24 protein-coding genes and 1 pseudogene are annotated in these 26,082 nt (G+C 35.6%); 1 reads left to right on the top strand and 24 read right to left on the bottom strand.

Annotated elements, in window-relative coordinates; translation table 11 throughout:
- Positions 1-174 precede the first annotated feature (174 nt).
- Positions 175-798 (top strand): transcriptional repressor LexA, encoded by a 624-nt coding sequence (lexA, locus tag JNUCC74_RS08930; RefSeq protein WP_077320509.1) that lies wholly within the window; start codon positions 175-177, stop codon positions 796-798.
- Positions 799-875: 77 nt separating this feature from the next.
- On the opposite strand, the gene JNUCC74_RS08925 is transcribed toward lexA, so the two are convergent.
- From JNUCC74_RS08925 to miaB, 24 genes and pseudogenes are all read right to left on the bottom strand, one after another.
- A complete protein-coding gene (locus JNUCC74_RS08925) occupies positions 876-1,736 on the bottom strand; it encodes a manganese catalase family protein (RefSeq protein WP_454067722.1) in 861 nt (286 codons plus the stop codon).
- 348 nt (positions 1,737-2,084) lie between these two features.
- Positions 2,085-2,942 carry an MBL fold metallo-hydrolase gene (locus tag JNUCC74_RS08920; RefSeq protein ID WP_454067721.1) on the bottom strand — a complete coding sequence of 286 codons (858 nt, stop codon included), beginning with the start codon at positions 2,940-2,942 and terminating at the stop codon, positions 2,085-2,087.
- 4 nt (positions 2,943-2,946) lie between these two features.
- Positions 2,947-3,396: a MarR family winged helix-turn-helix transcriptional regulator gene (locus JNUCC74_RS08915; RefSeq protein ID WP_454067720.1), complete on the bottom strand. Its 450-nt coding sequence runs from the start codon at positions 3,394-3,396 to the stop codon at positions 2,947-2,949.
- A 474-nt stretch (positions 3,397-3,870) separates the two neighbouring features.
- The gene (locus JNUCC74_RS08910; RefSeq protein WP_454067719.1) at positions 3,871-4,119 is read right to left on the bottom strand and encodes a hypothetical protein; all 249 of its coding nucleotides are present in this window, start codon (positions 4,117-4,119) and stop codon (positions 3,871-3,873) included.
- 1,164 nt (positions 4,120-5,283) lie between these two features.
- Entirely contained in the window at positions 5,284-5,595 is a 312-nt protein-coding gene (locus JNUCC74_RS08905; protein WP_454067718.1) for a DMT family transporter, read from the bottom strand.
- Entirely contained in the window at positions 5,595-5,939 is a 345-nt protein-coding gene (locus JNUCC74_RS08900; protein WP_454067717.1) for a DMT family transporter, read from the bottom strand. The genes JNUCC74_RS08905 and JNUCC74_RS08900 overlap by 1 nt, the downstream gene beginning before the upstream one ends.
- Positions 5,940-6,374: 435 nt before the next feature.
- The gene (locus tag JNUCC74_RS08895) at positions 6,375-6,767 is read right to left on the bottom strand and encodes an ABC transporter permease (protein WP_454067716.1); all 393 of its coding nucleotides are present in this window, start codon (positions 6,765-6,767) and stop codon (positions 6,375-6,377) included.
- Complete coding sequence (locus JNUCC74_RS08890; protein WP_454067715.1) at positions 6,739-7,104, bottom strand: hypothetical protein; 366 nt, start codon at positions 7,102-7,104, stop codon at positions 6,739-6,741. Before JNUCC74_RS08890 ends, JNUCC74_RS08895 begins: the two co-directional genes overlap by 29 nt.
- 308 nt (positions 7,105-7,412) lie before the next feature.
- Complete coding sequence (locus tag JNUCC74_RS08885) at positions 7,413-7,640, bottom strand: AAA family ATPase (protein ID WP_454067868.1); 228 nt, start codon at positions 7,638-7,640, stop codon at positions 7,413-7,415.
- A gap of 136 nt (positions 7,641-7,776) precedes the next feature.
- Complete coding sequence (locus JNUCC74_RS08880) at positions 7,777-7,986, bottom strand: ATP-binding cassette domain-containing protein (RefSeq protein WP_454067714.1); 210 nt, start codon at positions 7,984-7,986, stop codon at positions 7,777-7,779.
- A gap of 180 nt (positions 7,987-8,166) precedes the next feature.
- Positions 8,167-8,551, bottom strand: a pseudogene (locus JNUCC74_RS08875) (transposase); the annotation flags it as partial.
- A 310-nt stretch (positions 8,552-8,861) separates the two neighbouring features.
- Positions 8,862-10,199 carry a type I glutamate--ammonia ligase gene (glnA, locus tag JNUCC74_RS08870; RefSeq protein ID WP_454067713.1) on the bottom strand — a complete coding sequence of 446 codons (1,338 nt, stop codon included), beginning with the start codon at positions 10,197-10,199 and terminating at the stop codon, positions 8,862-8,864.
- A gap of 81 nt (positions 10,200-10,280) precedes the next feature.
- Positions 10,281-10,679, bottom strand: coding sequence for a MerR family transcriptional regulator (locus tag JNUCC74_RS08865; RefSeq protein WP_454067712.1), 399 nt, complete (start codon positions 10,677-10,679; stop codon positions 10,281-10,283).
- A gap of 426 nt (positions 10,680-11,105) precedes the next feature.
- Entirely contained in the window at positions 11,106-12,332 is a 1,227-nt protein-coding gene (locus tag JNUCC74_RS08860) for a methionine gamma-lyase family protein (protein ID WP_454067711.1), read from the bottom strand.
- 10 nt (positions 12,333-12,342) lie between these two features.
- Positions 12,343-13,578 carry a GTPase HflX gene (gene hflX / locus JNUCC74_RS08855; protein WP_454067710.1) on the bottom strand — a complete coding sequence of 412 codons (1,236 nt, stop codon included), beginning with the start codon at positions 13,576-13,578 and terminating at the stop codon, positions 12,343-12,345.
- A 135-nt stretch (positions 13,579-13,713) separates the two neighbouring features.
- Entirely contained in the window at positions 13,714-14,637 is a 924-nt protein-coding gene (locus tag JNUCC74_RS08850) for an AAA family ATPase (RefSeq protein ID WP_454067709.1), read from the bottom strand.
- A 382-nt stretch (positions 14,638-15,019) separates the two neighbouring features.
- Positions 15,020-15,244, bottom strand: a complete 225-nt coding sequence (gene hfq / locus JNUCC74_RS08845; RefSeq protein ID WP_077320497.1) for an RNA chaperone Hfq — start codon at positions 15,242-15,244, stop codon at positions 15,020-15,022.
- A 41-nt stretch (positions 15,245-15,285) separates the two neighbouring features.
- A complete protein-coding gene (miaA, locus tag JNUCC74_RS08840; protein WP_454067708.1) occupies positions 15,286-16,215 on the bottom strand; it encodes a tRNA (adenosine(37)-N6)-dimethylallyltransferase MiaA in 930 nt (309 codons plus the stop codon).
- Between the two features lie 24 nt (positions 16,216-16,239).
- Positions 16,240-16,689, bottom strand: coding sequence for a Dps family protein (locus JNUCC74_RS08835; protein WP_454067707.1), 450 nt, complete (start codon positions 16,687-16,689; stop codon positions 16,240-16,242).
- A 60-nt stretch (positions 16,690-16,749) separates the two neighbouring features.
- Entirely contained in the window at positions 16,750-18,606 is a 1,857-nt protein-coding gene (gene mutL / locus JNUCC74_RS08830) for a DNA mismatch repair endonuclease MutL (RefSeq protein ID WP_454067706.1), read from the bottom strand.
- A gap of 1,025 nt (positions 18,607-19,631) precedes the next feature.
- Positions 19,632-22,220 (bottom strand): DNA mismatch repair protein MutS, encoded by a 2,589-nt coding sequence (gene mutS, locus JNUCC74_RS08825; RefSeq protein WP_454067705.1) that lies wholly within the window; start codon positions 22,218-22,220, stop codon positions 19,632-19,634.
- A gap of 546 nt (positions 22,221-22,766) precedes the next feature.
- Positions 22,767-23,333 carry an outer spore coat protein CotE gene (gene cotE / locus JNUCC74_RS08820; RefSeq protein ID WP_454067704.1) on the bottom strand — a complete coding sequence of 189 codons (567 nt, stop codon included), beginning with the start codon at positions 23,331-23,333 and terminating at the stop codon, positions 22,767-22,769.
- A 293-nt stretch (positions 23,334-23,626) separates the two neighbouring features.
- A complete protein-coding gene (locus JNUCC74_RS08815) occupies positions 23,627-24,061 on the bottom strand; it encodes a RicAFT regulatory complex protein RicA family protein (protein ID WP_077320491.1) in 435 nt (144 codons plus the stop codon).
- 1 nt (position 24,062) lies between these two features.
- Positions 24,063-25,643, bottom strand: coding sequence for a tRNA (N6-isopentenyl adenosine(37)-C2)-methylthiotransferase MiaB (gene miaB, locus JNUCC74_RS08810; protein ID WP_454067703.1), 1,581 nt, complete (start codon positions 25,641-25,643; stop codon positions 24,063-24,065).
- Positions 25,644-26,082: the final 439 nt, after the last annotated feature.

Genomic DNA, 26,082 nt, shown 5'->3' with positions numbered 1-26,082 from the left:
TGGAACATGATAATGGCCTCCTTATTCTATAACAGAACTTTTGTTCGCATGTTTAACCAAAGTATGTCACGAACGTATGATCTTGTCAAGTGTTTTTTCGAACGAATGTTTGCGTAACTTATTTTCTAATGGTAAACTAAGATTAATTAATTCTATGTGCGAGGTGATAGATACATGACTAAACTCTCCAAAAGACAGCAAATGATTTTAGATTATATTAAAGAAGAAGTTATGAATAAAGGTTATCCACCGTCTGTCCGTGAAATTGCGAAAGCAGTTGGCTTAGCGTCGAGCTCAACTGTTCACGGTCACTTAGCAAGGCTTGAAGATAAAGGCTATATCAGAAGAGATCCTACCAAGCCAAGAGCAATTGAAATACTAGATTTAGGTGAAGATGCTTCGATTCACAAGGAAGAAGCACGTTACGTTCCAGTAATTGGAAAAGTTACTGCCGGTTTACCTATTACTGCAGTGGAGAATATTGAAGAATTTTTGCCAATACCAGCAAACAGTTCGAGCCCTGATGATAATCTGTTTGTTTTAGTAATTGAAGGGGAAAGTATGATAGAAGCAGGTATTTTAGATGGCGATATGGTAATTGTGAAGCAACAAAACATTGCTGAAAATGGGGATATCGTCGTTGCCATGACCACGGAAAATGAAGCAACTGTTAAGCGTTTCTTTAAAGAAAAAGATCATTTTCGTCTACAACCTGAAAATTCGATGATGGATCCTTTAATCTATAAAGAAGTTACGATTTTAGGTAAAGTGATAGGCTTATATCGAAATATTCATTAAAAAACTGCCAAAAGGCAGTTTTTTTCTAGGTTAGCTTTCAAATACAAAAAATCTTTTCATTTAACGAAAGCTATAAATTATTTCATATTCGGATCAGGTGAGTCATCCGATGTTCTTAAAGCCCATAAAGGCGTATTATAAATATATTTTGGAGCCGGTTTTAGATGCGGTACTTCTCCAAAAGCAATTGGCTTGTCAATATAATTAAAGTTTCCATACCCGTCCATACTTCTGCCATGTGCCCACCTTCCTGTTGCACTTGCTTCTCCTTGGGAAAAATTGAAAAGTGTATAAGATACTTGCTGCTTTTCTAACTCCCGAGGAAATGTACTTGGTACTACAATGTTTTCCTTCTCTTCTAATTCACAAATCGCTGCGTACCATTGGTTTTGATGCATGGTATCTCTTGCCAATAACCACGAAAGCATATCTCGTACCCCGCAATCATTGGTCATCTCATATAATCGAGCTACTTGGAGGCGTCCTTGTGATTCAGCATTCAAGTTTGCCCTAAAATCAGCTAGTAAATTTCCACTGGCAATGATATAATCTGCTGTCCAGCGGTTTCCAACACTATCTCCTGGCATCGCTCCGAGTCCGGAAACGATCGCATGCTGTGGATTCGATCCACCAAGGATTGCAGCAATAATCGGGTCTTTAGCAGCGTCTTCCAATTCGACATCTGGTGCTCCATCTAATAATCTAGCTATCATTGTTGCAATCATTTCTACGTGTGCGATTTCTTCTGTACCTGTATCCATTAATAAATCCTTGTATTTTCCATTACCACGTATATTCCATCCTTGAAATAAATACTGCATCATTACTGAAATCTCGCCAAACTGTCCCCCGAGTATTTCCTGTAACTTTTTTGCATATACCGGATCTGGTCGCTCTGGTTTAGCATGATACTGTAATTCCTTCACATGATAAAACAAATAACTCACCTACTCTTTGTTTGTTGGTTACGTTACATTAACTAGCCTATGTAGGAAGTAATTTGTCCTATGTTTCTTTTTATTAACCGATACCTGTTACATTGTTTTATCCATATTCCAGTCATTTAAAATTATGTTTATTATGTTTTCGTAAAATATCAATTACTAACTAGTTTTAAACATCTGTCATAGCACAACGATTGGGAAAGAAACCCCCACTCATGGAAGTTTCACTTTATAAAAAAAACGCCTGAGCATTCCACTTCTCAGACATTAAAATAATGAATATTGTTTCTACGTTTTGTTACGATATTCAGCTCGTTTTTTAGGTGTTTCATGGTTTCTAGTTTAAGTAACAAATAATCCGTTAATAAAGCAATCAACAATTTCTTCTTCTAACAGACTTAATTTACGATTTAGTTGAGTAGATAGCTCATTAACCAAATTCAAGCGGTTTCTTTGATGTTTTTCTGTTAAGTCACAAATTAACTTCAATAACTTTATATAACCCATAAAATCATTTTTAGATAATGGAGGTTCATGTGAAAGCACATAGATTTCGGCATCAAACACTTCAATATTTTCTAAGAGATGTCTAACATTATCAATCTTGTATTGTGGTTGTTGTGTGTAAATACTAGGATACAAGCAGTCCCCTAAGAAAAGTACTTTTTCTTCCTCTACAAAAATGAGTGATGAGTCATCAGAATGATCTCCACCTAGGTGTTTGACTACACACCGAATACCACCTAAATCAATCTCAAGTTTTTCTTTAAACGTAATATTAGGTAGAGTGATAGTAATATTTCTGTCTACTCCAAATTCTTTTTTTATCATTTCTGAACAAAACTGATTCTCTAAGCCTTTTTCTACACGATAATCTAAAGCTTCGTCTGACCAATCATACTCCATCATTTTTTCAAGATGCATTTTTGTGTTATCATGTGCTATTGTTAACATATTCATCTTATTTGTTCCAAAGCTATGATCCCAATGCCAATGTGTTAATACTACATAATGATAATTAGTAATTTGACATTGGTCTAGTTCATCAAGAAATAACTTAGCGTGTTTATCAGAATTTCCTGCATCTACAATTAAAGTTTGGTGAATCCCACATATAGCAGACAGCATTGGTCGATCTGTTTCAGGATCATGTGGTAAATAATGTATACGGTTGGTTAGTTGTTTCAACTTTTTTTCCATTATCTTATCTCCCTTTGTTTTTTTTAGTTCCGACAATCTTATTTAATGTATCCAGAACATTTTTTAACTCTGTTAAGCTTACTTTCGTGTAATATTTTTCCACAAGAATATCGTCAATTTTTTTAAGAAGCTGATGAAACTCTCGCCCCCTATCTCCAAGATAAATAAAGGTCTCTCTACGGTTTATTGAATTCTCCCTGCGATATATCATTTTTATTTCTTCAAGTTTTGAAATTACTTGGCTAGCCGCACTTTTCGAAATATCAAAATGATTTGCAATATCTTTCGCAATTACCGGCCCATTACGAATGATATAAAACATTATCATTTCTTGTTGAGGAGTTAAGTGAAAGTTCTCCAATTCCTCAACCTCTTTGGTTTCTTGTAATATCAACAACTTGAACTGCTCAAATTTTTGATTGATTTTGTCTATAATTATTAAATAATCATTCACTGATTTATCATCCCCTAATTCATTTTAAAGGTTTATAGATAGGTTAAGTTAAGTTAACTTAACTAATATGCATTTGTCAATTATTAAGTCTATTTAAGCAATTTTAAGAAATTCAACTATCTCTAATTTAAATAGAGAGTGCGATTATTTTGGAAAATATTATAGATTTACATGTTAAGTAACATTGGATACTGCTCATGGAAATGAATTTTATGGTTGCCATAATATGCACAAACGCTGTCCAGTATATGATTCAAAAATAAAAGACGGAAAGTTTAAAGGTTTTGTGTCTTATCCGATTGTGGCTTAAAGGAGGATAATCAACATACGGAAAAATAATTTAGTGCATAGTACGATAAATTTGATTTAAAATAATCATTGCTTCTTTAAAATACGACCTTTTCACAGGAGCAACAATGCATGAAAATATGTCGTTTTCACGTATTCTTGCTCCTAAGGATGGAAACTAAACTGTCACCAAACTGTGCTTTTTAAAGCCTTTGAGTCATCTTCATTATCTTTTTGAGGTTGATTTTTTTCCATCTCTGATTGTAGAACAATACTATTTACATTATCTAAATTAATAATTGTATTACTACTTTTATACCATTTAGAATCATATCGTTTTAAACTAAAGAAAAAGTCATTTTTACTTTCTCTTTCTTCTTCAATTGCTATTTCTGATCCATCGTTCATAACAAATGTTATATAATATTTTTTCAATACGGACACCTCCCCTCTCTTCTATAATACGATAAAATGAAAGCAATTTCTTTCTTATACATAAAAATTTTGAATTAAACGAGAGCACGAGAGAAATAATACTGAATTTCCTAACGCTGTTCGTCGTCGTAAACGGTCAAACCAAAAAATGAATGTATTGTTTTTTCAGTTAATCAAGCAGTTTATAAGAGAGACGAAATAATCCACTGCCCCTGTAAATATTTTATTAATATCAAAAAGACAAAGAGCTTGTACTCCACACCACAATAATCTTATTCCAGCTTATACATACAATTATTTTGATCTCGAATAATTAGTTACTTTCCAATAAAAGAAAAACTTTGTTTGTAAAGAATAAGCTTTATTCCATGAAATTCTTCTTCATGAAGGAGTAGATCACCCCAACGTCCTGAATAAGCAAGAGTTTGGATTAGCCATGTACAACTCTAAAACTTCTGATAAGGTAAAGAAAACATGCCCCTGCAACAGGGGTATGCCGATGGTGGGCAGTAAGCCCGCTTTTAGTCGGCTTTCCTTTTGAATCGAACGATGTTTTGAATTAATGATTATTAGCAAAAATAATAAATTAATAGTTCACGTTGTATTGTAATCATTAAAGGATAAGATAAATCAAATATTTCGATATTATCCTATATTTCTTCTATTTGTTTTAATTTTTCTTCATATCTTCTAAACAAGGACTTTACTACAAACACTTAAAATGAATACAAAAAGCTGAATATACGTATCTCTTCCATATGGAATCCTCCATTTCGACTACATCTTATTATAGATAAGGTAAGCGTTAGGATAAGTTATGAAAAATGGTATAAAATAAATTATAAAAATCTTTTAAATCATTTCTTTATTTTCTCACAAACCTTTTTGTGCAAATTGATACACATGTTTGAAGAACGAGAACTCCGGAATTTCCCCGAAATCGGCTAGCCTTGACCTTGTTTTTAATAACTAATCTATACATCACCTTTTTAACAACTCTGAATATATTATTGACATTTACTTGATAAATATATATAGTATAATTATATATAAATTCTTTAGTTATATATTAATTGACAGAAAATTGTGTTAAAAGAGTAAAACATATGCCAACATAGTTTAATAGCTATACTGACATATGGCAAAACTATTTTCCTAATACAATTAAAAGGCTTCTAAAATAATTACTCCTATAACAATTAAAGTTAAGCCTTTTAACTTACGAAATGTAAACTCTTCTTTGTATACAATAATGTTAAATAAATTATTAAATACAATAGATAAACCTGACCATATTGCAAAAGCTATACCCATATTCATGTATTTTATGGCTATAGATAACAAAATAATCGCCGCAAAAAATGAAAGCAAAGCAAAAACGGTGTACTTTATGTTCGCCATCCCTTCGGATTTTTTTACGAAGATATGACCTGTTACAGCACATATTGTTGAAATCAACAATATGACTATGCCCATCACTGAATCACTCCTGTTCCTTTAGGTTTAGGTTTACGACTTAGGCTAGCAACCCCTGCCAAAATTAGAACAACACCTATTAATTTCAGTGTGGATATTTTTTCATTAAATGCTAAGTATCCAACTAAAAGGATTATTACTGTCCCAAGCCCTGCAAATAAAGCACCTACTACTCCTACTTCCTTACCCCTGGTAATCCACATATATAATAATATGGAGATAAAATAAAAAGTGATTGCAATGATACTTGGGAGCAATTTAGTTAGACCGTAGGAATAGCTTAAAAAAATTACAGCTATTACTTCAAAGGCAACAGCGAATGATAAACCCATCCAAAATCTCACATAATTACCCCCTTCTACACTAAACTAAAAACCTTACATAATAGCCAATATATCAATTGAGTTAATGAATATCAATGAAACAATAAATTTTCGGAATAGTAAATCTTGATTGAAGATAAAAAATAGCACTCTTATTTTAGAAATAATATAGGCTCTTTAACAACTAAAAGTGTTGTTTTATATATGACAACAATAGCCATATATTTTCCGTATTATATATAATGTAATAAATAGAAAAACATTGAACTAAGCATTTTTCTCATAAAGTCTACTAAGGTTCATATTAAAGTGATAGTTGGGCAAGTTTTTATCGTTTGTAATACTTAGCAAGACTAAAGTTTCCTGAGTTTTCTCAATGCTTGTGCGTTTATTAGGTATAGCAGAAATGAATAAGCGATTAGGCCGATAAGATAACCCCAGATTTGAAAGAAACCATCACCATAAACCATGACACCTTTGATTGCTGCTGCTCCGTAATAAATAGGCATAATATAACTCAAAATTCCGAGATGATAAGGAATCAAGTCTAAGGGAATCAACCCTGAAAAAAACACTTGTGGAATGATGGTAAAACGGGATCATTTGTACCACTTGCAGTTCTGAACTAGCAAAAATGGAAATCGTGGCACCAAATAAAACGGCTGTCACGGCTAATAAAACCATCGCGAGCAAAATCCAACCAATGTTCCCCGCGGAACTTAATTGCAGGACAAAAATGGAATAAAGAACAATGAGAATGGCTTGAATTACGGCAAACACGCCATATCCTACCGTATAACAAAGAATAACCTCGCTCCGTTTAATTGGTGTCATCAGTAACCGTTCCAATGTCCCGCCACTTCTCTCTCACAAGTGCCATCCCCGAAATGATAAACACGAAGAAAAATGAAAATAAGGCAAGAAATACATAACCGAGAGAATCAAAAGTTGTCTGGTCTTGTGACCCATAAACATAGGAAATATTTACTTTTGCTGAAGGATTTAAGGAAGCCAGGACTGTTTGAATCTCACTAGCAGCCTTCGCCCCTTTGGCAGAGGGCTCATACATTGTAATATTCATGCCTGAACTTTGTGAGAGGGTAAAAATAGCATCCACCTCATGATGGCCCTTCAAATAGTTTTTTGCATGTTGGGCATCACTGTTTGTGACATCTACAATATTCAAACCTTGTTCTTCTAATGCAGTTATGAGAAAACCTGGCATAGCATTCTTATCAATTCCAACTGTCGGTACAAACCTGAATCACCCAATAAAAAATAAGCTAAAGTCAAAATCAATAGTGGAGCAATTAGGATCATCATGACGCTTCGTTTGTCATTTATTGTTTGACGGATAACACGTTTGGCTAAATGGATCATCGTACAGCACGGCCTTTTGATTCAGTTGAAGCAATGAAAAACAGTTCCTCAACTCGTCCTTTTTCAGTTTTTTCAAGTAAATTTGTCACGGTATCATATTCAATCAAGGAACCATTATAATGAGTGCCGCTTTATGCACTCTGTCACTTCATCCATCACATGTGTAGAAACAATAATGGTTGTCCCAGAATCTTTAATTAAATGAAATTGGTCCCAAATAGTACGACGTAAAACGGGGGCGATTCCAACTGTCGGTTCATCTAAGAACAATATTTTAGGAGAATGTAAAATGGCAGTCGCAAGCGAAAGCCGCTTTTTCATACCGCCAAAAAAATTTGCCACCAATTTTTTCGATGCTCGTTAAACCAACTATAGCTAGTATTTCATCGATGCGATTTTCTGATTTACGTTTATCAATATGGCAAAGCCCTCCAAAAAATGTAAATTGGCTTCTGCAGATAGATCGTTATATAACGCATCATTCTGCGGCATATATCCTACCTTTTTTAACATGTTCATATTTGGCATTTGCACGTCTGCAAATTGAAGTAATTGCGCCAATCATCAGGCGAATTAATGTTGTTTTTCGCGAACCAAAAGGCCCAAGTAAACAACAAATTTCACCTGTCGGAATTGTGAACGTAATATCTTTTATGACTTTCTTTTGAATCAAAACTTTTACTGACATGCGAGACTTGAATATCCATCATAGTTCCTCCTCCGACAAACATAATCCGATAACAATTTCAATAATCAAAAGTAAAGGATGGGGTTGGGACATAACTAGCCGAGAATAATGAAGAATGGTTCCAAACATCAAAAACTGATGATTGGAACCATTTTTTGTTGGGTTGTTGTCGTTATTTATCTATAAATGAATTAGGTGTTTGCCGGTGTATTTCCGTAAGTTCACCGCCATGAACGCAAATCCTAGTTCATCTTTCTTTCTTTTTATTTAAGTGAAACGCAAATTAGCCTTCAGAAATCTGAAGACTGGTTCCGCGTCAATTTTACGCTTGCTTAGATTTCTCCAGTCCTTTTTTGATAGCTGTTGACTAGTAGATTCTTTTTGTTGTTCCCATTTTCAATATCGTGTATTTTTCGATGATTCCCTTCTTTTGCTTTGGTACATCGGGAACATAACGGACAATCCGAACATTCATAGACTTTAAATATTCGTGTAAAACCAGTTCCGTTCGATTCGATATGTAACGGAACGTCAATTTGTTCTTATTTGTACAAATAAAAGTATCCTATTTCTTATTATATTCCAATTTTCCAAAACCGCAAAGCCGATTATACCTAAGCTAAGGAACAGGTCTTTTAATATTATTAAGTAAGAGGGGCGTAACGCAATAAATGTAATTTTCTATTTTCTTCATACCAAAAGTATATTCACCAAAAAATGGATCAGAAAAATACTGCACAGTTTGAAATTATCTGAACAGTATTTTTAACAGCAAATATTTTTTGTGTATTTTTGTGGGTGTTCCGTGAATGAAACGAGTAACTAGGTTTAATTAAACGTTTCGCCCACACAACAAAGCCCTTCTGTATCAAGCTTTAATACATTCTCAAATATTGTTCTCTTTCCCAAGGGTGGACTTGTGTTTTGAACATTTCCCATTCGATTTCTTTAGCTTCTATAAAATGTTCAAATAAGTGATCGCCTAATGAATTAATGATCACATCACTTTTCTTTAATTCCTCTAATGCATCCGCTAATGTACTAGGAAGATCATGAACGCCATTTTCTTCACGTTCTTCTTTCGTCATCACATAAATGTTTCGGTCGACTGCAGGAGGCGGAGTCATTTTATTTTCTATCCCATCTAAACCAGCCGCTAATAGAGCAGCTAATGCTAAGTAAGGATTAGCTGATGGATCGACACTGCGCGCTTCAACACGAGTGCTAATACCACGAGAATTAGGAATACGCATCAAACAGCTTCGGTTTGCACCTGACCAAGCAATATAGCTAGGTGCCTCATAGCCGGGAACTAATCGTTTATATGAGTTAACGGTTGGATTAGTAATTGCTGTAAAACTGCTTGCATGCTTAATAATACCAGAAATAAATTGAAAAGCTGTTTTACTTAATCCCATCTCGCCATTTTTATCATAAAAAGCATTTTCACCATTTTTAAATAAGGACATATTTACGTGCATTCCAGATCCGTTTACTCCGAATAATGGTTTAGGCATAAATGTAGCGTGCAAATTATGCTTTCTTGCTATTGTTTTTACAACCAATTTAAATGTTTGAATATCATCAGCATGCTTCACGGCATCAGAATATTTAAAGTCAATTTCATGCTGTCCAGGAGCTACTTCATGATGAGAAGCTTCAATTTCAAAGCCCATTTCTTCTAGTTCTAATACAATGTCTCTACGGCAATTCTCTCCTAAATCCGTTGGGGCAAGGTCAAAATAACCGCCATGATCATTTAACTCTAAAGATGGTTCGCCTTTATCATCTAGTTTAAAAAGGAAAAATTCAGGCTCTGTTCCAATATTAAACGCATCAAATCCAAGTTCTTGCATTTTCTTCAAGTTTCTTTTTAAATTATAACGTGGATCTCCTTCAAACGGTGTTCCATCGGTTTTATAGATGTCACAAATGAAGCGAGCAACCTTACCTTTATCCGATGTCCATGGGAATACAACAAATGTGTCTAAATCAGGATATAAATACATATCTGATTCCTCGATACGAACAAAGCCTTCAATGGATGAACCATCAAACATCATTTTATTATCTAACGCTTTGTCTAATTGGCTCAGAGGAATTTCTACATTTTTGATCGTGCCTAGCATATCTGTAAATTGCAGACGAATGAATCGCACATTTTCCTCCTTAATCCGTCTTACCACATCTTCTCTCGTATAACCTTGTCCCATAAATTGTCCTCCTATAAATATTTTTTATTTGAAATAGAAAAACAAATAGTTGAAGATTCCCATTTGTTTTCCTATTTAAAACTAATAGTTAATGAAAAACCTGGAAAGTTCTCCTTGCCGTAAATTTGTTTTTATGTGAAAGCTTGGATCTTTCAATTCATTCCTTAAAATTTCACGCAATTCTCTATCAGATAGATTGGATGATTCTGAAACTTTTTTATCATTTTTTTGCTTAGCATTATCTTCTTCCAAAAGCAACTTAATACCAGCAATATTGAGACCTTTATCCAAGTAATCTTTGATTTCTAGCAAACGATCCACATCATTAAACGAAAACAAACGTTGATTACCACTTGTTCTTTCTGGGTGAATTAAACCGTGCTCCTCATAATACCTTATTTGCCTTGCTGTTAATTCCGTTAACTTCATCACAATACCTATGGCAAATAAAGGCATCGAACGACGATCCTTATCATTCAATTCATGACCCCCTAAAAAATAATTCTTTTTCATTATATGTTATGTATTCTAACATGTCAATTACATGTTAGGTTTTCTTACGCGAATTTTCCCAAATTTAAGTTTTCATGTAGCTATGAATATATTGTCATAAAGGATATGGTTTACTTAATAGAAAAGTAAAAAAGAGCGTTATTACAGTACCGACCCCCGTAAGTTAGAATGATAAGTCTAACTTTTAGAGGTCACCACCTTCCCGCTCTTTTATTACTTCCCCTAACTATTCCATTATAAACCATTTATCCCGCATGTAACTTGCAGTAAGACCTCCACTTCCATGCTACGAGGAAAAAACCAGGAGGGTTAGGTGGGAGGATCTAACTGCAAGTAAATGCCCGATTCGTTTAACTAACATTCCGTGTAAAAAGCGTTCCACGGAATGAAGTTTCACTTTATTTGTAATTTTCTTAATGACTCGATTAGCGCTATCTTAACGTGGGCATATGTTAATCCACCTTGAACAAAGGCAATATACGGTGGGCGCAATGGTCCGTCTGCAGATAATTCAATACTAGCACCTTGGATAAATGTACCAGCAGCCATGATTACTTCATCCTCATATCCAGGCATTTCGCTTGGATAAGGCTTAACATAGGAGTTGACAGGTGAATTTTCTTGAATGGCTTGACAAAAAGTTATCATCTCTTCTTTATTATTAAATGTTACCGATTGAATCAAATCAGTTCTGTTTTCATTAAACTTTGGTGAAGATATATAGCCAGCCAATTCCATAAATCGAGCCGTGAAAATAGCTCCCTTTAACGCTTCGCCAACTACATGTGGAGCAAGAAAGAAGCCTTGATACATTTCTTGCAGAACATTGAAAGTAGCGCCACTTTCTTTTCCTAGTCCTGGAGCAGTTAATCTGTTTGCACACTGCAAAATCAATGCTTCTTTACCAACAATATAACCACCTGCTCGGACTAATCCTCCACCAGGGTTTTTAATTAACGAACCAGCGACTAAGTCAGCACCTACATGTGGTGGTTCTTGTAACTCTGCGAATTCGCCATAACAATTATCCACAAATACAATTAAATGCGGATTAATGGATTTGACAAATTGGATCATTTCCTTTATTTCTTCGATCGTAAAAGAAGGTCGATCATCATAACCTTTTGAGCGCTGAATGCCGATTACTTTTGTTTTTTCCGTTATTGCTTGTTTGACAGCAGGAAAATTAATTGCACCATTTTCCAATAGATCCACATGCTGATAATCAACTTGAAAATCATGTAAAGAGCCAGCATTGCTCCCCCGTATTCCAATAACTTCTTCTAAGGTATCATAAGGTTTTCCCGTAATATAAATCAACTCATCACCAGGACGAAGCACCCCAAATAAGGCAGTTGTAATAGCATGAGTTCCTGAAACGATTTGCGGTCGAACAAGAGCGTCTTCACCGCCAAAAACCGTTGCATAAATTTTTTCTAATACTTCACGACCCAGATCGTCATACCCATAACCGCTGGTCGAATGAAAATGACTATCGCTTACTCGATGCTGACGAAATGCATCTAATACCCGTTTTTGATTTACTTCAACCATTCGATTTATTTCTTCATGTTGTTCTTTACAATCTTTTTCTGCTTGTTTTGCTAACTGTTCTACCATTTTATTTCTGTTACTCCTCTAATAACCGATTTAACGGAATCTCATTTCGCATATATCCTTTTACTTCATATACTTGTCTAATTTCATCAAATTGTTTTTTCTCAATAATTGTATCTCGTTCCAATTGCTGTAACAGTTTGCCTTGATCCGGCGGCAGCGAAACCGCATAGTATTCCCATTCTTTTTTTAATAGATGTTCTATCGTCGTTAGAACGCGGTTAATATCAGCTGCCTCATAAGCGCTAATCAATAGATGAGGATGATTGATTGGAATAACATCCTGCTTGATAAGATCTTTTTTATTATAAACGGTAAGCATTGGAATCGTATGCGTATTCAACTCTTTTAACAATTCTAATACCGTATCCTGCTGCTTATTTAGATTCGGATGTGATCCATCAACCATATGAATAAGAAAATCGGCTTCTGTGACCTCTTCCAAAGTAGATTTAAAAGCTGCGATTAATGAAGTTGGTAAATCTTGTAGAAAACCAACTGTATCTGTAATTAGCAACTGCATCCCTGATGGAAGCTGGATTTGCCTTGTCAGAGGATCAAGGGTAGCAAATAATTGATCTTCTTCCAAAGAATTACTATTGGTTAGCCGATTAAAGAGCGTCGATTTACCTGCATTCGTGTAGCCAACAATGGCTATTTGAAATACATCATTCGTCTTACGCCGCTTGCGATATTGCTCTCTTTGCTTTACGACTGTATGTAGTCGCTGTTTGATATCATGTATTCGTCTCCGAATATGGCGTTGATCTGTCTCTAATTTTGTTTCTCCGGGCCCTCTCGTTCCAATACCTCCACCAAGACGTGACAGCTCAATACCTTGTCCTCGTAATCTCGGCAGCATATATTCAAGCTGAGCAAGTTCTACTTGCAGCTTCCCCTCTTTTGTACGGGCACGTTGTGCGAAAATATCTAAAATCAATTGGCTTCGGTCAATAATGCGCACACCAAAGAAGCTCCCTAGATTTCGTAACTGACCAGGAGATAACTCATCGTTAGAGATAACTAAATCAATTGCACTTTCTTTAATCAACGATTTTATAGCTTCTATTTTTCCTGAACCAATATATGTAGCAGGATGAATCTTATCCCGCTTTTGTGTAACGATATGGATGACTTTTCCACCTGCTGTATCACTTAAAGATTGTAATTCAGCTAATGATGAGTCGAATTGGTCTTGATCCTGCGATGGCTGTTTGACAGCAATAATAAGAATTCTTTCTTTTGACACAAACAGAACCTCTTTCTTTTCTCTTGGCTATTCTCGTATACAAGCTTTTCCTATCTATCATATCAAATAATAATAAATACACCAAAGTTTATCCATCAAGAAAAGTACAAAGGGAATAAATGATCGCTTTAATGATTAAAATGGTTTTAATTGTAGATCTTTTGCAGTTAAATAAATGAGATCATCTGTCGTAAAATGTTCATTTTCTAATAATCTAACGGCATGCGTACGAATGGCACCTTCAATTATATTGCGAACATAACGGGCATTAGAAAAATTACGGTTATATTCTCTTGTTTTTCTCAACAAATGCGTTTTTAATTCTAATTCTGCATCTTTGGTTAGCTGGTATTCACGTTCGGTAGCCATTCTCTTGGCGATTTTAAGTAATTGTGTTGCACCATAATCCTGGAATTCCAAAATAAATGGAAATCTTGATTCTAAACCAGGATTTAGCGTTAAAAACCGCTCCATTTCATAAGGGTATCCGGCAAGAATTAATACAAAGTCATACTGATGATCCTCCATCTGCTTTACTAATGTATCAATCGCTTCTTTACCAAAATCTTTTTCTCCACCTCGAGCCAGTGAGTATGCTTCATCAACAAACAGCACCCCACCTTGTGCCTTTTGTACAAGTGCCCTCGTTTTCTGAGCGGTTTGACCAATGTATTCTCCGACTAAGTCTGCACGTTCTGCTTCAATAAAATGCCCTTTTGACAACAGTTCCATATCATAATATAATTTAGCAAGCTTCCTGGCAACCGTCGTTTTGCCTGTACCTGGGTTTCCTTTAAATAGCATATGCAAGACTTGTTGATGGTTCATTAATCCAAGTTCTTTTCTTTTCTTGTTTATAATAACAGTAGCGTAAATTTCCTTGATTCGCTCTTTTAATTCCTTCATACCGATAAATGAAGAAAACGCCTGATCAATTTCGTGAAACGGATTTTTCTTTTTTGCACCTTGTAAGCGTGGAGAGGGTAAATGCGTGCTGCTTTTCTCCTTTAAAATAATATTCACTTGCCCATTTCGGTTTCTTATCATTTGCGTTTCCATGTCATCACCCCTCAGTTAGTTTTAGTATACGTCTAAAACAAAAAGGTGTGACATTTGCCTAGGTAACTTTTAGAAAAACTATAAAAGTTTTATACTTTCCTATTCCTATAGTGTAAAAAAGAATTTTATTCCGCATCTAAGGTGCTGTGGGACTCCTGATTCAAGAGTTGTAGAGAATAATACGAAGAAATAACGAACCTTACATTCGGGAAAAAAGAAAACGACGACAGTGGTAGAAGTCCATGTTGACTTGTCTTAGAAGTTTGCTACAGTATGGCACTTTAAGCTAAACAACGCTCTTTTAAAAAAGGCATCATGCAGAAGCAGATATAATTTCCTACATGATCAAAAACCGGATGCATTTGTGCACCCGGTTTTTATATTATTCCTTTTCCAATTCAACGTTTTTAGCCGGGGAAAAGGTAGAAATCGCATGTTTAAAAATTAATTGCTGCTTTCCATCGGATTCAATTAAAACAGTAAAATTATCAAATCCTTTGATAACTCCTCGAAGTTGAAAGCCATTGGTTAGAAAAACAGTTACTGCAATGCGGTTCTTCCTAAGTTGATTTAAATATTGGTCTTGAATATTCACGGTTTGCGCCATTATACTTCCTCCTCATATCTATCTACTATATCTAGTTCGACCTAGCTATGCAAAAATCCTGCAAGATCGTCTAAAATTTTTCTAAATTTTTCATTAATTGCTCCATTTGAAACGTCATACCAAACGACATCCATTTTATTACGAAACCAAGTATATTGTCTTTTAGCATAGCGACGTGAATTTTGTTTTAGCGTTTCGACCGCTTCCTCTAACGTTTTTTCTCCCTTCAAATAAGGAATAAACTCTTTATAGCCAATCGCCTGCATGGATTGTTCATGAGTATAACCTTTTTGATATAATTTTTCAACCTCATGAATAAGTCCACGTTCCATCATCATGTCAACTCGATGGTTAATTCGCCTATATAATTCATCTCTTTTCATTTCAAGCCCAATTAATTTTACATCATACGGTGATTCCTTCACCTGTTGTTGAAAATCTGACATTCTTTTTCCTGTTGTCTCGTAAATTTCTAAAGCTCTAACAACACGTCGATGGTTATTTGGGTGAATTTTAGCCGCCTGCTTAGGATCAATTTCCTGTAATCTCTTATATAGCGGTTCAATCCCAAAAGCGGCTATCTCATTTTCTAATTTTTCAACGACTTTTTCATCACGTTTGTACGTTGGAAAATGATAACTATAAAGCGCTGCTTGAACATATAAACCACTGCCACCAACAAGAATGGGAGGCTTATTTTTTTTTGTAATGATATCAATATAATGGGTAACGTACTGCTGAAAATCGGCAACAGAAAAAGGTTCATCGGGATCTTTTATATCAATCATATAATGAGGAATCCCTTGCATTTCTTCTTTCGTTATTTTCGCAGTACCAATATCCATTCCTCTATAAACTTGCATAGAGTCCCCACTAATAATTTCACCGTTATATCGTTTGGCTACTTCTATACTTAATTTTGTTTTACCTACAGCGGTAGGGCCCACTATTGCAATGACTTTATTTTTCATTCGTATTCCCCTAATTCTACTGCATTATTTATCTTGTAAATAAGCTCTAAGCATCCAAATATATTTTTCCAGATTTGCCTGTATACCTATAAGTAAATCCTCTGTTGGACTGTCATGTAGACGGCTTGCTTCTGGTAAACCTTGATCTTGAATTTCCGATACCATTTGCTGAAGGTCTGAAACTAGTTGTTGAATGATTTCATGTTCTTCATCATCAGCAGAAGCCTCTTCTAACGTCGCCTCTTTAATATATTTCACCATTGTTGCTAATGGTTTTCCATTAATCATTAAAATTCGCTCAGCAACTTCATCTAAATCTTGAGCTATTTGGTCATACATGTCTTCAAATTGTTTGTGTAATACAAAGAAGTTTCTCCCTTGAATAAACCAGTGATAACGATGTAATTTTACATACAATACAAATTGATTAGAAAGGAGTTGATTTAAAAATTTTACAAGTGTTTGATTTTCCATAGCACACACCTTCTCTATTTTTTCTTAGTATTGGAAAGATGTGGCTATTTTTATACATAGTTACATCACTCGTTTAAACATTTTCTTCAATTCATACGTGGAAAAGTGAACAATAATTGGTCTGCCATGCGGACAAGTGAATGGATCTTCGGTCTGCCGCAAGTGTTCAAGCAGTTGAAACATTTCGTCTTGATTTAAATAATGATTTGCCTTTATTGACCGCTTGCAAGACATTAAAATTGCTGCCTCTTCACGAATTTTTTCAACATCTATTTTTTCCTCACTCATTATTTGTTCGACCATTTCCCGGATAATATCTTCCTCATATCCGGTTGGAAACCAATTTGGGTGTGAACGAACAATATATGTTTGGTGACCGAATGATTCAAAAAAGATTCCTGCTTGTTTTAGTTCTTCTTTATACTGTTCAATCCAAATAGATTCCTGCTTGGAAAATTCAAAAGTTAATGGGATTAGCAATTCCTGCAGTTCATTGATTGGCGCCCCTAGTTTTTTCTTGAAGAACTCATACTTCACTCGTTCTTGTGCCGCATGTTGATCAATCATGTATAAACCATTTTCGTTTTGCGCTAAAATATACGTTCCTTGCAGCTGCCCAATTGGATACATAATTGGGACGCGTGGTTCTTCCGGTCGCGTTTCATGAATTGTCTCGTCGATTTTAACTTCATCGTTACTCGCTGTATATTGCTCTTGTTCTATAACAGGTTCGGATAAGTACGGTTCTTGTTCTGTCGTTGTTATATGCTCTTCTTTCTTCTTATCCATAAAAGAAGAGGATGTAGTCGGTTCATATATCGTCTGTTGCCAATGATCATCATTTCTTGGTTGTGATGTTGGTTTACTAAAATCCATGCTATGCTGAACCGTCTTTACTTTAGGTAAAGGTTTCTGCTCCATTTCGGGAATTAAAGAAATTTCTTTAAAGCGACTTTTTATGGCTAGTTCAATCGCTTGAAACAGTTCTTTCTCTTTACTAAAACGTACTTCCAGTTTCGTTGGATGAACATTAACATCGACTAAAATCGGGTCCATTTGAATCAATAAGACAACAATGGGTGAACGGCCAATTGGAAGTAATGTATGATACGCTTGAATGATCGCTTTATTTAAAGGAATGCTTTTAATATATCGCCCATTTATAATTGTCGAGATGTAATTTCTCGAAGCTCTCGTCACTTCCGGCTTAGCAATATACCCTTCGATACTAAAATCAAGCGTTTCATGTTTAACATCAAGCATCTGCCTAGCTACATTCATACCATAAACTTGAGAAATAACCTGTAATAAATCTCCGGTTCCGGCTGTTCGAAAAATCCCCCTTCCATTATGTGTTACTTCAAAGCGCACTTCTGGATGGGATAAAGCCAAACGGTTGATTAAGTCAGTAATATGACCAAGCTCGGTATGAATGGTCTTCATATATTTTAAACGAGCAGGCGTATTATAAAATAAATCGGTTACCGTAATTTCGGAGCCCTTTCTTGCTGATGCCTTCTTTTTTCCAGTTACTTTTCCTCCTTCCAGAGCCAAATAAGTTCCTGCTTCTTCACCAGTTGAAGTTTGTATCGTTACTTTACTTACAGAAGCAATACTGGCAAGTGCCTCCCCACGGAACCCTAGCGTATGGACATGGAATAAATCTGTTTCACTTTTAATTTTACTCGTGGCATGGCGTAAAAAAGCGGTTTCGCAATCTTCTTCGGACATTCCTTCTCCATTATCTGTCACCTTGATTTCCTCAAGTCCTGCTTCCTTAATATCAATTTTTATCCATGTACTGTTTGCATCGATGCTGTTCTCAACAAGTTCCTTTACTACAGAAGCCGGTCGCTCTACAACTTCCCCAGCTGCGATTTTATTGGCGAGCGCATCTGGCATCTGAATTATTTTCATGCAAACATCCCTTCCTTCTAAAAATTAGAAAGACTTGGCTTCTCGCCAAGTCTTTAGCGAAAGCTGTAGTTTTTCTTATACTATAAACCCTAAAATTTTATACTTTCCTATAGTGTAAAGTGAAACTCCATTCAGTAGAAGTTTTCTTCCCTCTTCTACTGAATGTTAGTACCACAAGGGTATGACCTAAAGGCCCTTGAACCAATCGGGCATTTAGGTGCCGTTTTCTCACACTTTGGCCTTTTGTATCAACTCAAGATTTTGAAGTGGAAGTCTTACGGCACCTTACATGCGGGATAAAGTGAAACTTCATTCCGTGGAACGCTTTTCACACGGAATGTTAGTTGAACCAATCGGGCATTTAGGTGCCGTTTTCTCACACTTTGGCCTTTTGTATCAACTCAAGATTTTGAAGTGGAAGTCTTACGGCACCTTACATGCGGGATAAAGTGAAACTTCATTCCGTGGAACGCTTTTCACACGGAATGTTAGTTGAACCAATCGGGCATTTAGGTGCCGTTTTCTCACACTTTGGCCTTTTGTATCAACTCAAGATTTTGAAGTGGAAGTCTTACGGCACCTTACATGCGGGATAAAGTGAAACTTCATTCCGTGGAACGCTTTTCACACGGAATGTTAGTTGAACCAATCGGGCATTTAGGTGCCGTTTTCTCACACTTTGGCCTTTTGTATCAACTCAAGATTTTGAAGTGGAAGTCTTACGGCACCTTACATGCGGGATAAATATGGAACAAGAGCGCGAGTCCCCACAGCAACCGGTAAATTCCTTGCGCATTTAAATCAACATTGATAAAAGGCGAGAAAGTCCATTTTTCAGTATCTAAGAAACCATCTTCGTTTTTTTACATGCGGTTATCTCTTTTTGTCTAGCTTATGCACACGAAAGCGACTAGCCCCTTGCAGGCAGTCTCCTCTATTGGAGATCCAGCACTTATCGGGGCTGATTAAGGCACTTTTACCTTTTGGTTCTAACAAATTGCTGACTTATCATTCTACTATTTCATCTAACTTTTACGAGCCTTCTTTTGCAAACGATAGAGTTCATTCATTGCATCTATCGGTGTCATGCCAAACAGGTCTAATTCTTTTAATTCCTTTACAACGATTGCTTCCTGTTTGGAAGTGCTTGGTTCTTTCTTTTCTTTCGATTCTTCAACGAAAAAGGAGAGTTGAGCCGTTTGTTCTGTCGTAGCTGCTACTTCCTGTTGTTTATTTTTATGCTCTTTTCCTTCTAATTCTGCTAAAATTTTCCCGGCTCTTGAAATTAAGGTCTGTGGTAAATCCGCTAATTTAGCAACATGGATACCATAGCTTTGATCAGCAGGCCCTTCTTTAATTTGATGGAGAAAAACGACATTTCCTTCATGTTCTTCTGCACGTACATGAATATTTCTTAAATTTGGCAAGGTTTTCTCCAAAACTGTAAGTTCATGGTAATGAGTTGAAAAAAGCGTCTTAGCATGAATATGGTTGTGAATATATTCAATAATTGCTTGTGCTAAAGCCATTCCATCATACGTACTTGTTCCCCTACCGATTTCATCAAACAAAATAAGACTTCTATCGGTTGCATTTGTAATTGCATGATTTGCTTCTAACATTTCTACCATGAACGTACTTTGTCCTGCAACTAAGTCATCTGCTGCTCCAATTCTCGTGAAAATTTGGTCAAAAACAAGAAGTTGTGCTGATTCGCACGGTACGAAGCAGCCAATTTGTCCCATAATTACAGTTAACGCTAACTGGCGCATATACGTGCTTTTTCCAGACATATTTGGACCTGTAATAAGCAAAATATGTTTATTATGATCAAGTTCAATGTCATTTGGTACAAATGATCCATCATCCATCACTTGCTCAATAACCGGATGCCTGCTTTGCTTAATAAAAAGATGTTCTTCGTCAAATGTAGGACGAACATAATTGTTTGCTTCACTTACGGTAGCAAATCCTTGTAATACATCAACATAGCTTACTTCTTCTGCCAATCGTTGTAACTCTGGAATATATTCTTTAATGCGATCGCGAATTTCAATAAATAATTGATACTCTAATTCAACACTTTTTTCTTCTGCTTCTAAAATGAGTTGTTCTTTCTCCTTCAACTCTGGTGTAACAAATCTTTCGGCATTCGTTAAAGTCTGTTTTCGTTCGTATCGTCCTTCAGGAAGCAAATGCAAGTTTGCTTTAGTAACTTCGATATAATAACCAAATACTCGATTATAGCCAATTTTTAAGGATTTAATATTTGTCCCCTGCTTTTCCTTTTGTTCAAGCTCTGCAATCCACTGCTTTCCATTTCTTGAAGCATCGCGATATGTATCTAATTGTTCATTATAACCATCTTTAATGATATCTCCTTCTTTGATCGAAAGAGGTGGATCATCAGCGATGCTTGCTTCAAGTAGATCAACAATCTCAGGAGATACTTGAAATTGATCTGCTAATTGTTGAATTTCTTTTTGGGCAAATTGCTGTAATAATACTCTAATTTCTGGTATTTTTTGTAATGATTTTTTTAATTGCTGAAGGTCGCGTGCATTGACATTTCCAAAAGCAACCCTACCGGCGAGACGTTCCAAATCATAAACTGATTTTAATGTTTCTCTTAATACATCTCGTTCCATAAATTGCCGATAAAATCCATCAACAATCTCCAGCCTTTCTTCCATTTGGGTCGGATTCAATAATGGCCGCTCCAGCCACTTTTTTAACATCCGCGCTCCCATTGCTGTTACCGTTTTATCGAGCACCCAAAGCAAGCTGCCATAACGTTCTTTTTTTATTAATGTTTCAGTAAGCTCTAGATTGCGCTTAGAAAACATGTCTAACGATAGATAGTTTTTAAGTTCAATAATTTTTGCTTGTTGCATATGATCAAGTGAACGCTTTTGTGTATGCTGAATATAATTTAATAATCTGCTAAATGCAGTTAATAGCCGTTCATCATGTAAGTTTTCGCATAAGTGACGGTATTCCCCATTAAAGTTTACTTCATCTTGATAGGAAAGCGTAACTTGTAGTCGCATTTTTAATTGTTTTTGTAATTCCTCAGGCAATTGAGAGGATACAACAACTTCTTTAATCGGTTGATTGTATAATTCATGAATTACGCTATCCCAACCATGTTCAAAGACCGCAATTTGATTTTCTCCAGTGGATAAATCACTATATACTAGCACATAACTGGAATCAAAATGAGAAAGACTAGCAATATAATTATTCTCCTTCTCATTTAACATATTCTTTTCCATTACCGTACCAGGTGTTATTAACTGGATGACTTCTCGTTTTACGACACCTTTAGCCGTCTTTGGATCCTCAACTTGCTCACAAATTGCTACTTTATAGCCTTTATCAATCAAAATTTTTATGTAATTATCCGCAGAATGATATGGAACACCACACATTGGAATTGGCTTTGCCTTTCCTGAATCCCGCTTTGTTAACGTAATCTCTAATTCTCTAGCTGCTTGAATAGCGTCATCGTAAAACAGTTCATAAAAATCACCTAAACGAAAAAAGAGAAAGGCATCTTTATGCTCTGCTTTTATTCTTAAATATTGTTCCATCATTGGTGTATGTTTTGCCATATTTTATCCTCCAAAAAGCCCAAATATTCTTATGCTATTATAGCATACAATCGTATTTTCATTCGATTAATCAAATTTGGAACAAAACAAAAATTAGAAGTGTGTGTTTTAGCGACATACAAACTGGAGAACTTCTGACAAGATAAAGAGAAACTTCATTTCGTGGAACGCTTTACACGAAATATTAGTACCGCGAGGGTATGACCTAAAGGTCTTTGAACCAATCGGGCATTTAGGTGCCTTTTTCCTCTTAAAGTTTTGCAAAATAATAAGCGGATTTTTCAAATGAGAGAAGTACGGCACCTCACATGTGAGATAAATAAAACACATCTCTAAAACAGGAGTATTCCGACCCTGCGGCAAGGCGCTTTTAGTCGGCCTTCCTTTAGATTCGAGCTGATGTTGACTGATCGAAGTTTGCTAGTCGCTGAGTGTATAAGCTAAACGACGAAGCTATTTTCATAAAAAATATCCACCATGTAGAAACGGATTTCCGTTCATAAACAAATGAAAAAATTACGAGGAACAATATTCCTCGTAATTTCATCAGTCTTGATTAACAAAATCCGGTTTCACATCTTCCAATTCATCATCTGTTAGTTCTACATCCCAGACTTCATCATCATCATCATCATCTACATGCTCACGCTTTGGATCAACACGGACTGCTATTTTTGTATCACCAATAATCTGTACACTAAACTCCCGTTCAATTTCTACCGCAATCTTATGACCTTTATTTTCAATTGTACAATTCAAGCAATTAGGCTGCTGAATAACTTTGGCAATGACATCAAAGTCATCGCTTAGGCAATTCTCATCTTTAACAGAAAGCGGAACCTTTTCACTGTATGTTACTCTTTCCGTTATTGCCTCCGTTTTTGTATTATCGTTGTATGAATACCAAATATTAACATCATAGCTGCCAACGATTTCTACTGTGTCTTTGGATTTCTTCTTGGCATTGTATAAATGGTTAATTACCCAGCATCCTAAAATGCTAGAAGGTTTATGTGATGGCGAGATGGAATGGGTTGCCTGCGAAAACTTACGACCTTTACCACATACCGCTTTTGTTATAATCTCTCGATACTCTTTATCTAAAAAAGTCATGATTACCTTTACCTCCTCTTTTTTCATAGTCATTTTATGCAAGACAAATACCTAAAGTGCATAGCTATTTTGGAAAAGAGGAAAAGGAATATAGTGAAGTTGCTAAAGCGAGTGATATATAATGTCCATAACAGGCTTCGTTTTTGATTATTACAGAAAACTCGTAGCTAAAAAAACTCCTAGTAGCCCTCATACAAAAAAACGGACGTCTAAGTCAACTATTACACGAAATTTCGTCTATTCTTAACATGAAATAACGGACAGGAACTAAAGCGATTCCCTGCCCGTTTTTATTAATGGCTGCAACCGGATCCGGATTTACTTCTTAGTTTTGATCCAGTTTCACCAGTCAATACGTTTCCACCTGTTGATTCAATAATATGATTCGTAACTTCTCTTGCAATCGTTCCAGTGATTAACTGCAATACATCATTAACGAGAACTTGTGTCTCTTTAAATTCCTGAACAACTGGAATAGCGTCAATTTCTTTTTGAAAAATATCGAGTTGTTCTTCTACTTTTTTTAATGCTTCTTTTTTTCCGTAAGCTTGTAAGTTTACAGCTTGTTTTTGTAATGCTTTAATCTTAGTAATTAAACTCTGTACTTTTTTATTTTCATTAATTTTTGCTTCTACTTGCTTAAAGCGCTCGATTTCTTCGGTATTGGCAAGCATAACCGCTATTTTTTTTGCTTCGTCAAGCACCTGCTTACGTGTATATTCTGCCATGTTATTCCACCCCAACTGTATTTTCTACCATAACACCACTTAAGGACCATGTTTTTGTCTCTGTTATTTTGACATCAACAATTTGCCCAATTGCTGATTTTGGTCCTTTAAAGTTAACTAGCTTATTCCTTTCTGTATAGCCAGCTAATATGTTTGGATCTTTTTTACTTTCTCCCTCAACAAGTACCTTCACTACTTTATCCTGATAGTTTTTCATTGAAGCAGCAGATTGCGTATTTACTAATTCATTTAAACGATATAAACGTTGTTTCTTTACCTCTTCAGATACATTATCTTTTTTCCTAGCTGCAGGTGTCCCTTCACGTGGTGAATAAATAAATGTGTATGCAGCTTCAAATCCAACCTCTTCTACTAGGCTAAGCGTTTCCTCAAACTGTTCTTCCGTTTCATTTGGAAATCCGACAATAATATCCGTTGTTAATGTCGCATTTGGCATTGCCTTACGGATTTTACGTACCAGTTCTAAGTAGGATTCTCTTGTATATTTGCGATTCATCTTTTTTAATATCTCATTACTTCCGGATTGAACGGGTAAATGGATATGGTCAAGTAAATTTCCACCTTTAGCAAGCACTTCTATTAAATGATCATCAAAATCTCTTGGGTGCGAAGTGGTAAACCGAATTCTTGGAATATCAATTTTACGGAGTTCATCCATTAGATCGCCAAGACCATATGTCCGATTGGTAAAGTCTTTTCCATACGCATTTACATTTTGTCCTAATAACGTAATCTCTTTATAGCCTTGTGCCGCCAGGTGGCGAACTTCTTGAATAATATCCTCTGGAAGACGGCTTCTCTCTTTTCCACGTGTCATAGGAACAATGCAATACGTACAGAATTTATCACATCCATACATAATATTTACCCATGCTTTAATTTTTCCTTTGCGAACCTTTGGTAAGTTCTCAATTACATCGCCTTCTTTGGACCAAACTTCAACGATTTTTTCTTTACCAAACATCGCCTCTTTAATCAGCTGCGGTAACCGATGAATATTATGGGTACCAAAGATTAAATCGACATGTTGGTGTTTCTTTAAGATGCGGTTAACAACTGACTCTTGTTGAGACATACATCCGCATACGCCAAGAATAAGGTCCGGTTTTTCCAACTTTAATGGCTTCAAATGTCCGATTTCACCAAACACTTTATTTTCAGCGTTTTCACGAATAGCACATGTATTGAGTAGAATAATATCAGCTTCATCTGTCTCTATAGTTGATTCATATCCCATCTCTGTTAGAATGCCTGCCATCACTTCGGTATCATGCTCATTCATTTGGCATCCATACGTACGAATTAAAAACTTTTTGCCTTTACCGATGTTATGCATATCTTCTGGAATAGCAAAATCATAATGCACCTTTACCTCATCACGGCCTCGTTTTCGCGCTTTATTTATATTTGGTGGTTCAAATGTGGTTTTAAAGTATTTGGCAATCATTTCATCACTAGAAGTATTTTTGATCCGTTTTATATTATCCACTGCGGATTTTACGTCCGTTGGATTATTGACTTGCTTAATTTGTAATTGCTCTTTACGTTGTTGTTCGTTCATTTGAAAACTCCTTTCTTTAATTAAAGAGAACTTGGCTAGCATCAAACCTTAATACACTTACCACCTAGTTCCATGTATACGTAAAACTTTAAAAAACCTCACTGCAACATCGAATGATTCTGTGATAAAATTTTTATCTTTCTTCATCTAATAAGACTCATCTGATCCTAACTATAAAAAATTAGGGGTCTATCACTGGATAGGATAAACAAGCTTTAGTATCCATTAGTTTATTATAAAGGCTTCATCCAAATTAAACAACAAAAACTAAAGTGGTTGTCTAATAGGAGTTATTTAAACTCACAAGAATAACTTCATCCTGCTTGCCTCTTTTATAAACTATTTATGAGAAGCGACTCGACAAACTACGAAGTTTCCAAAACAATGGCGCAAGTGCCTTGGTCAGCTTCGACAAGTGCTGGAACTTCGGTTAGGTTGC

It is taken from the genome of Cerasibacillus sp. JNUCC 74, from assembly GCF_053667775.1.
Note: the sequence above shows the minus strand (reverse complement) of the source record. Positions and strands in the feature narration are given on the sequence as shown.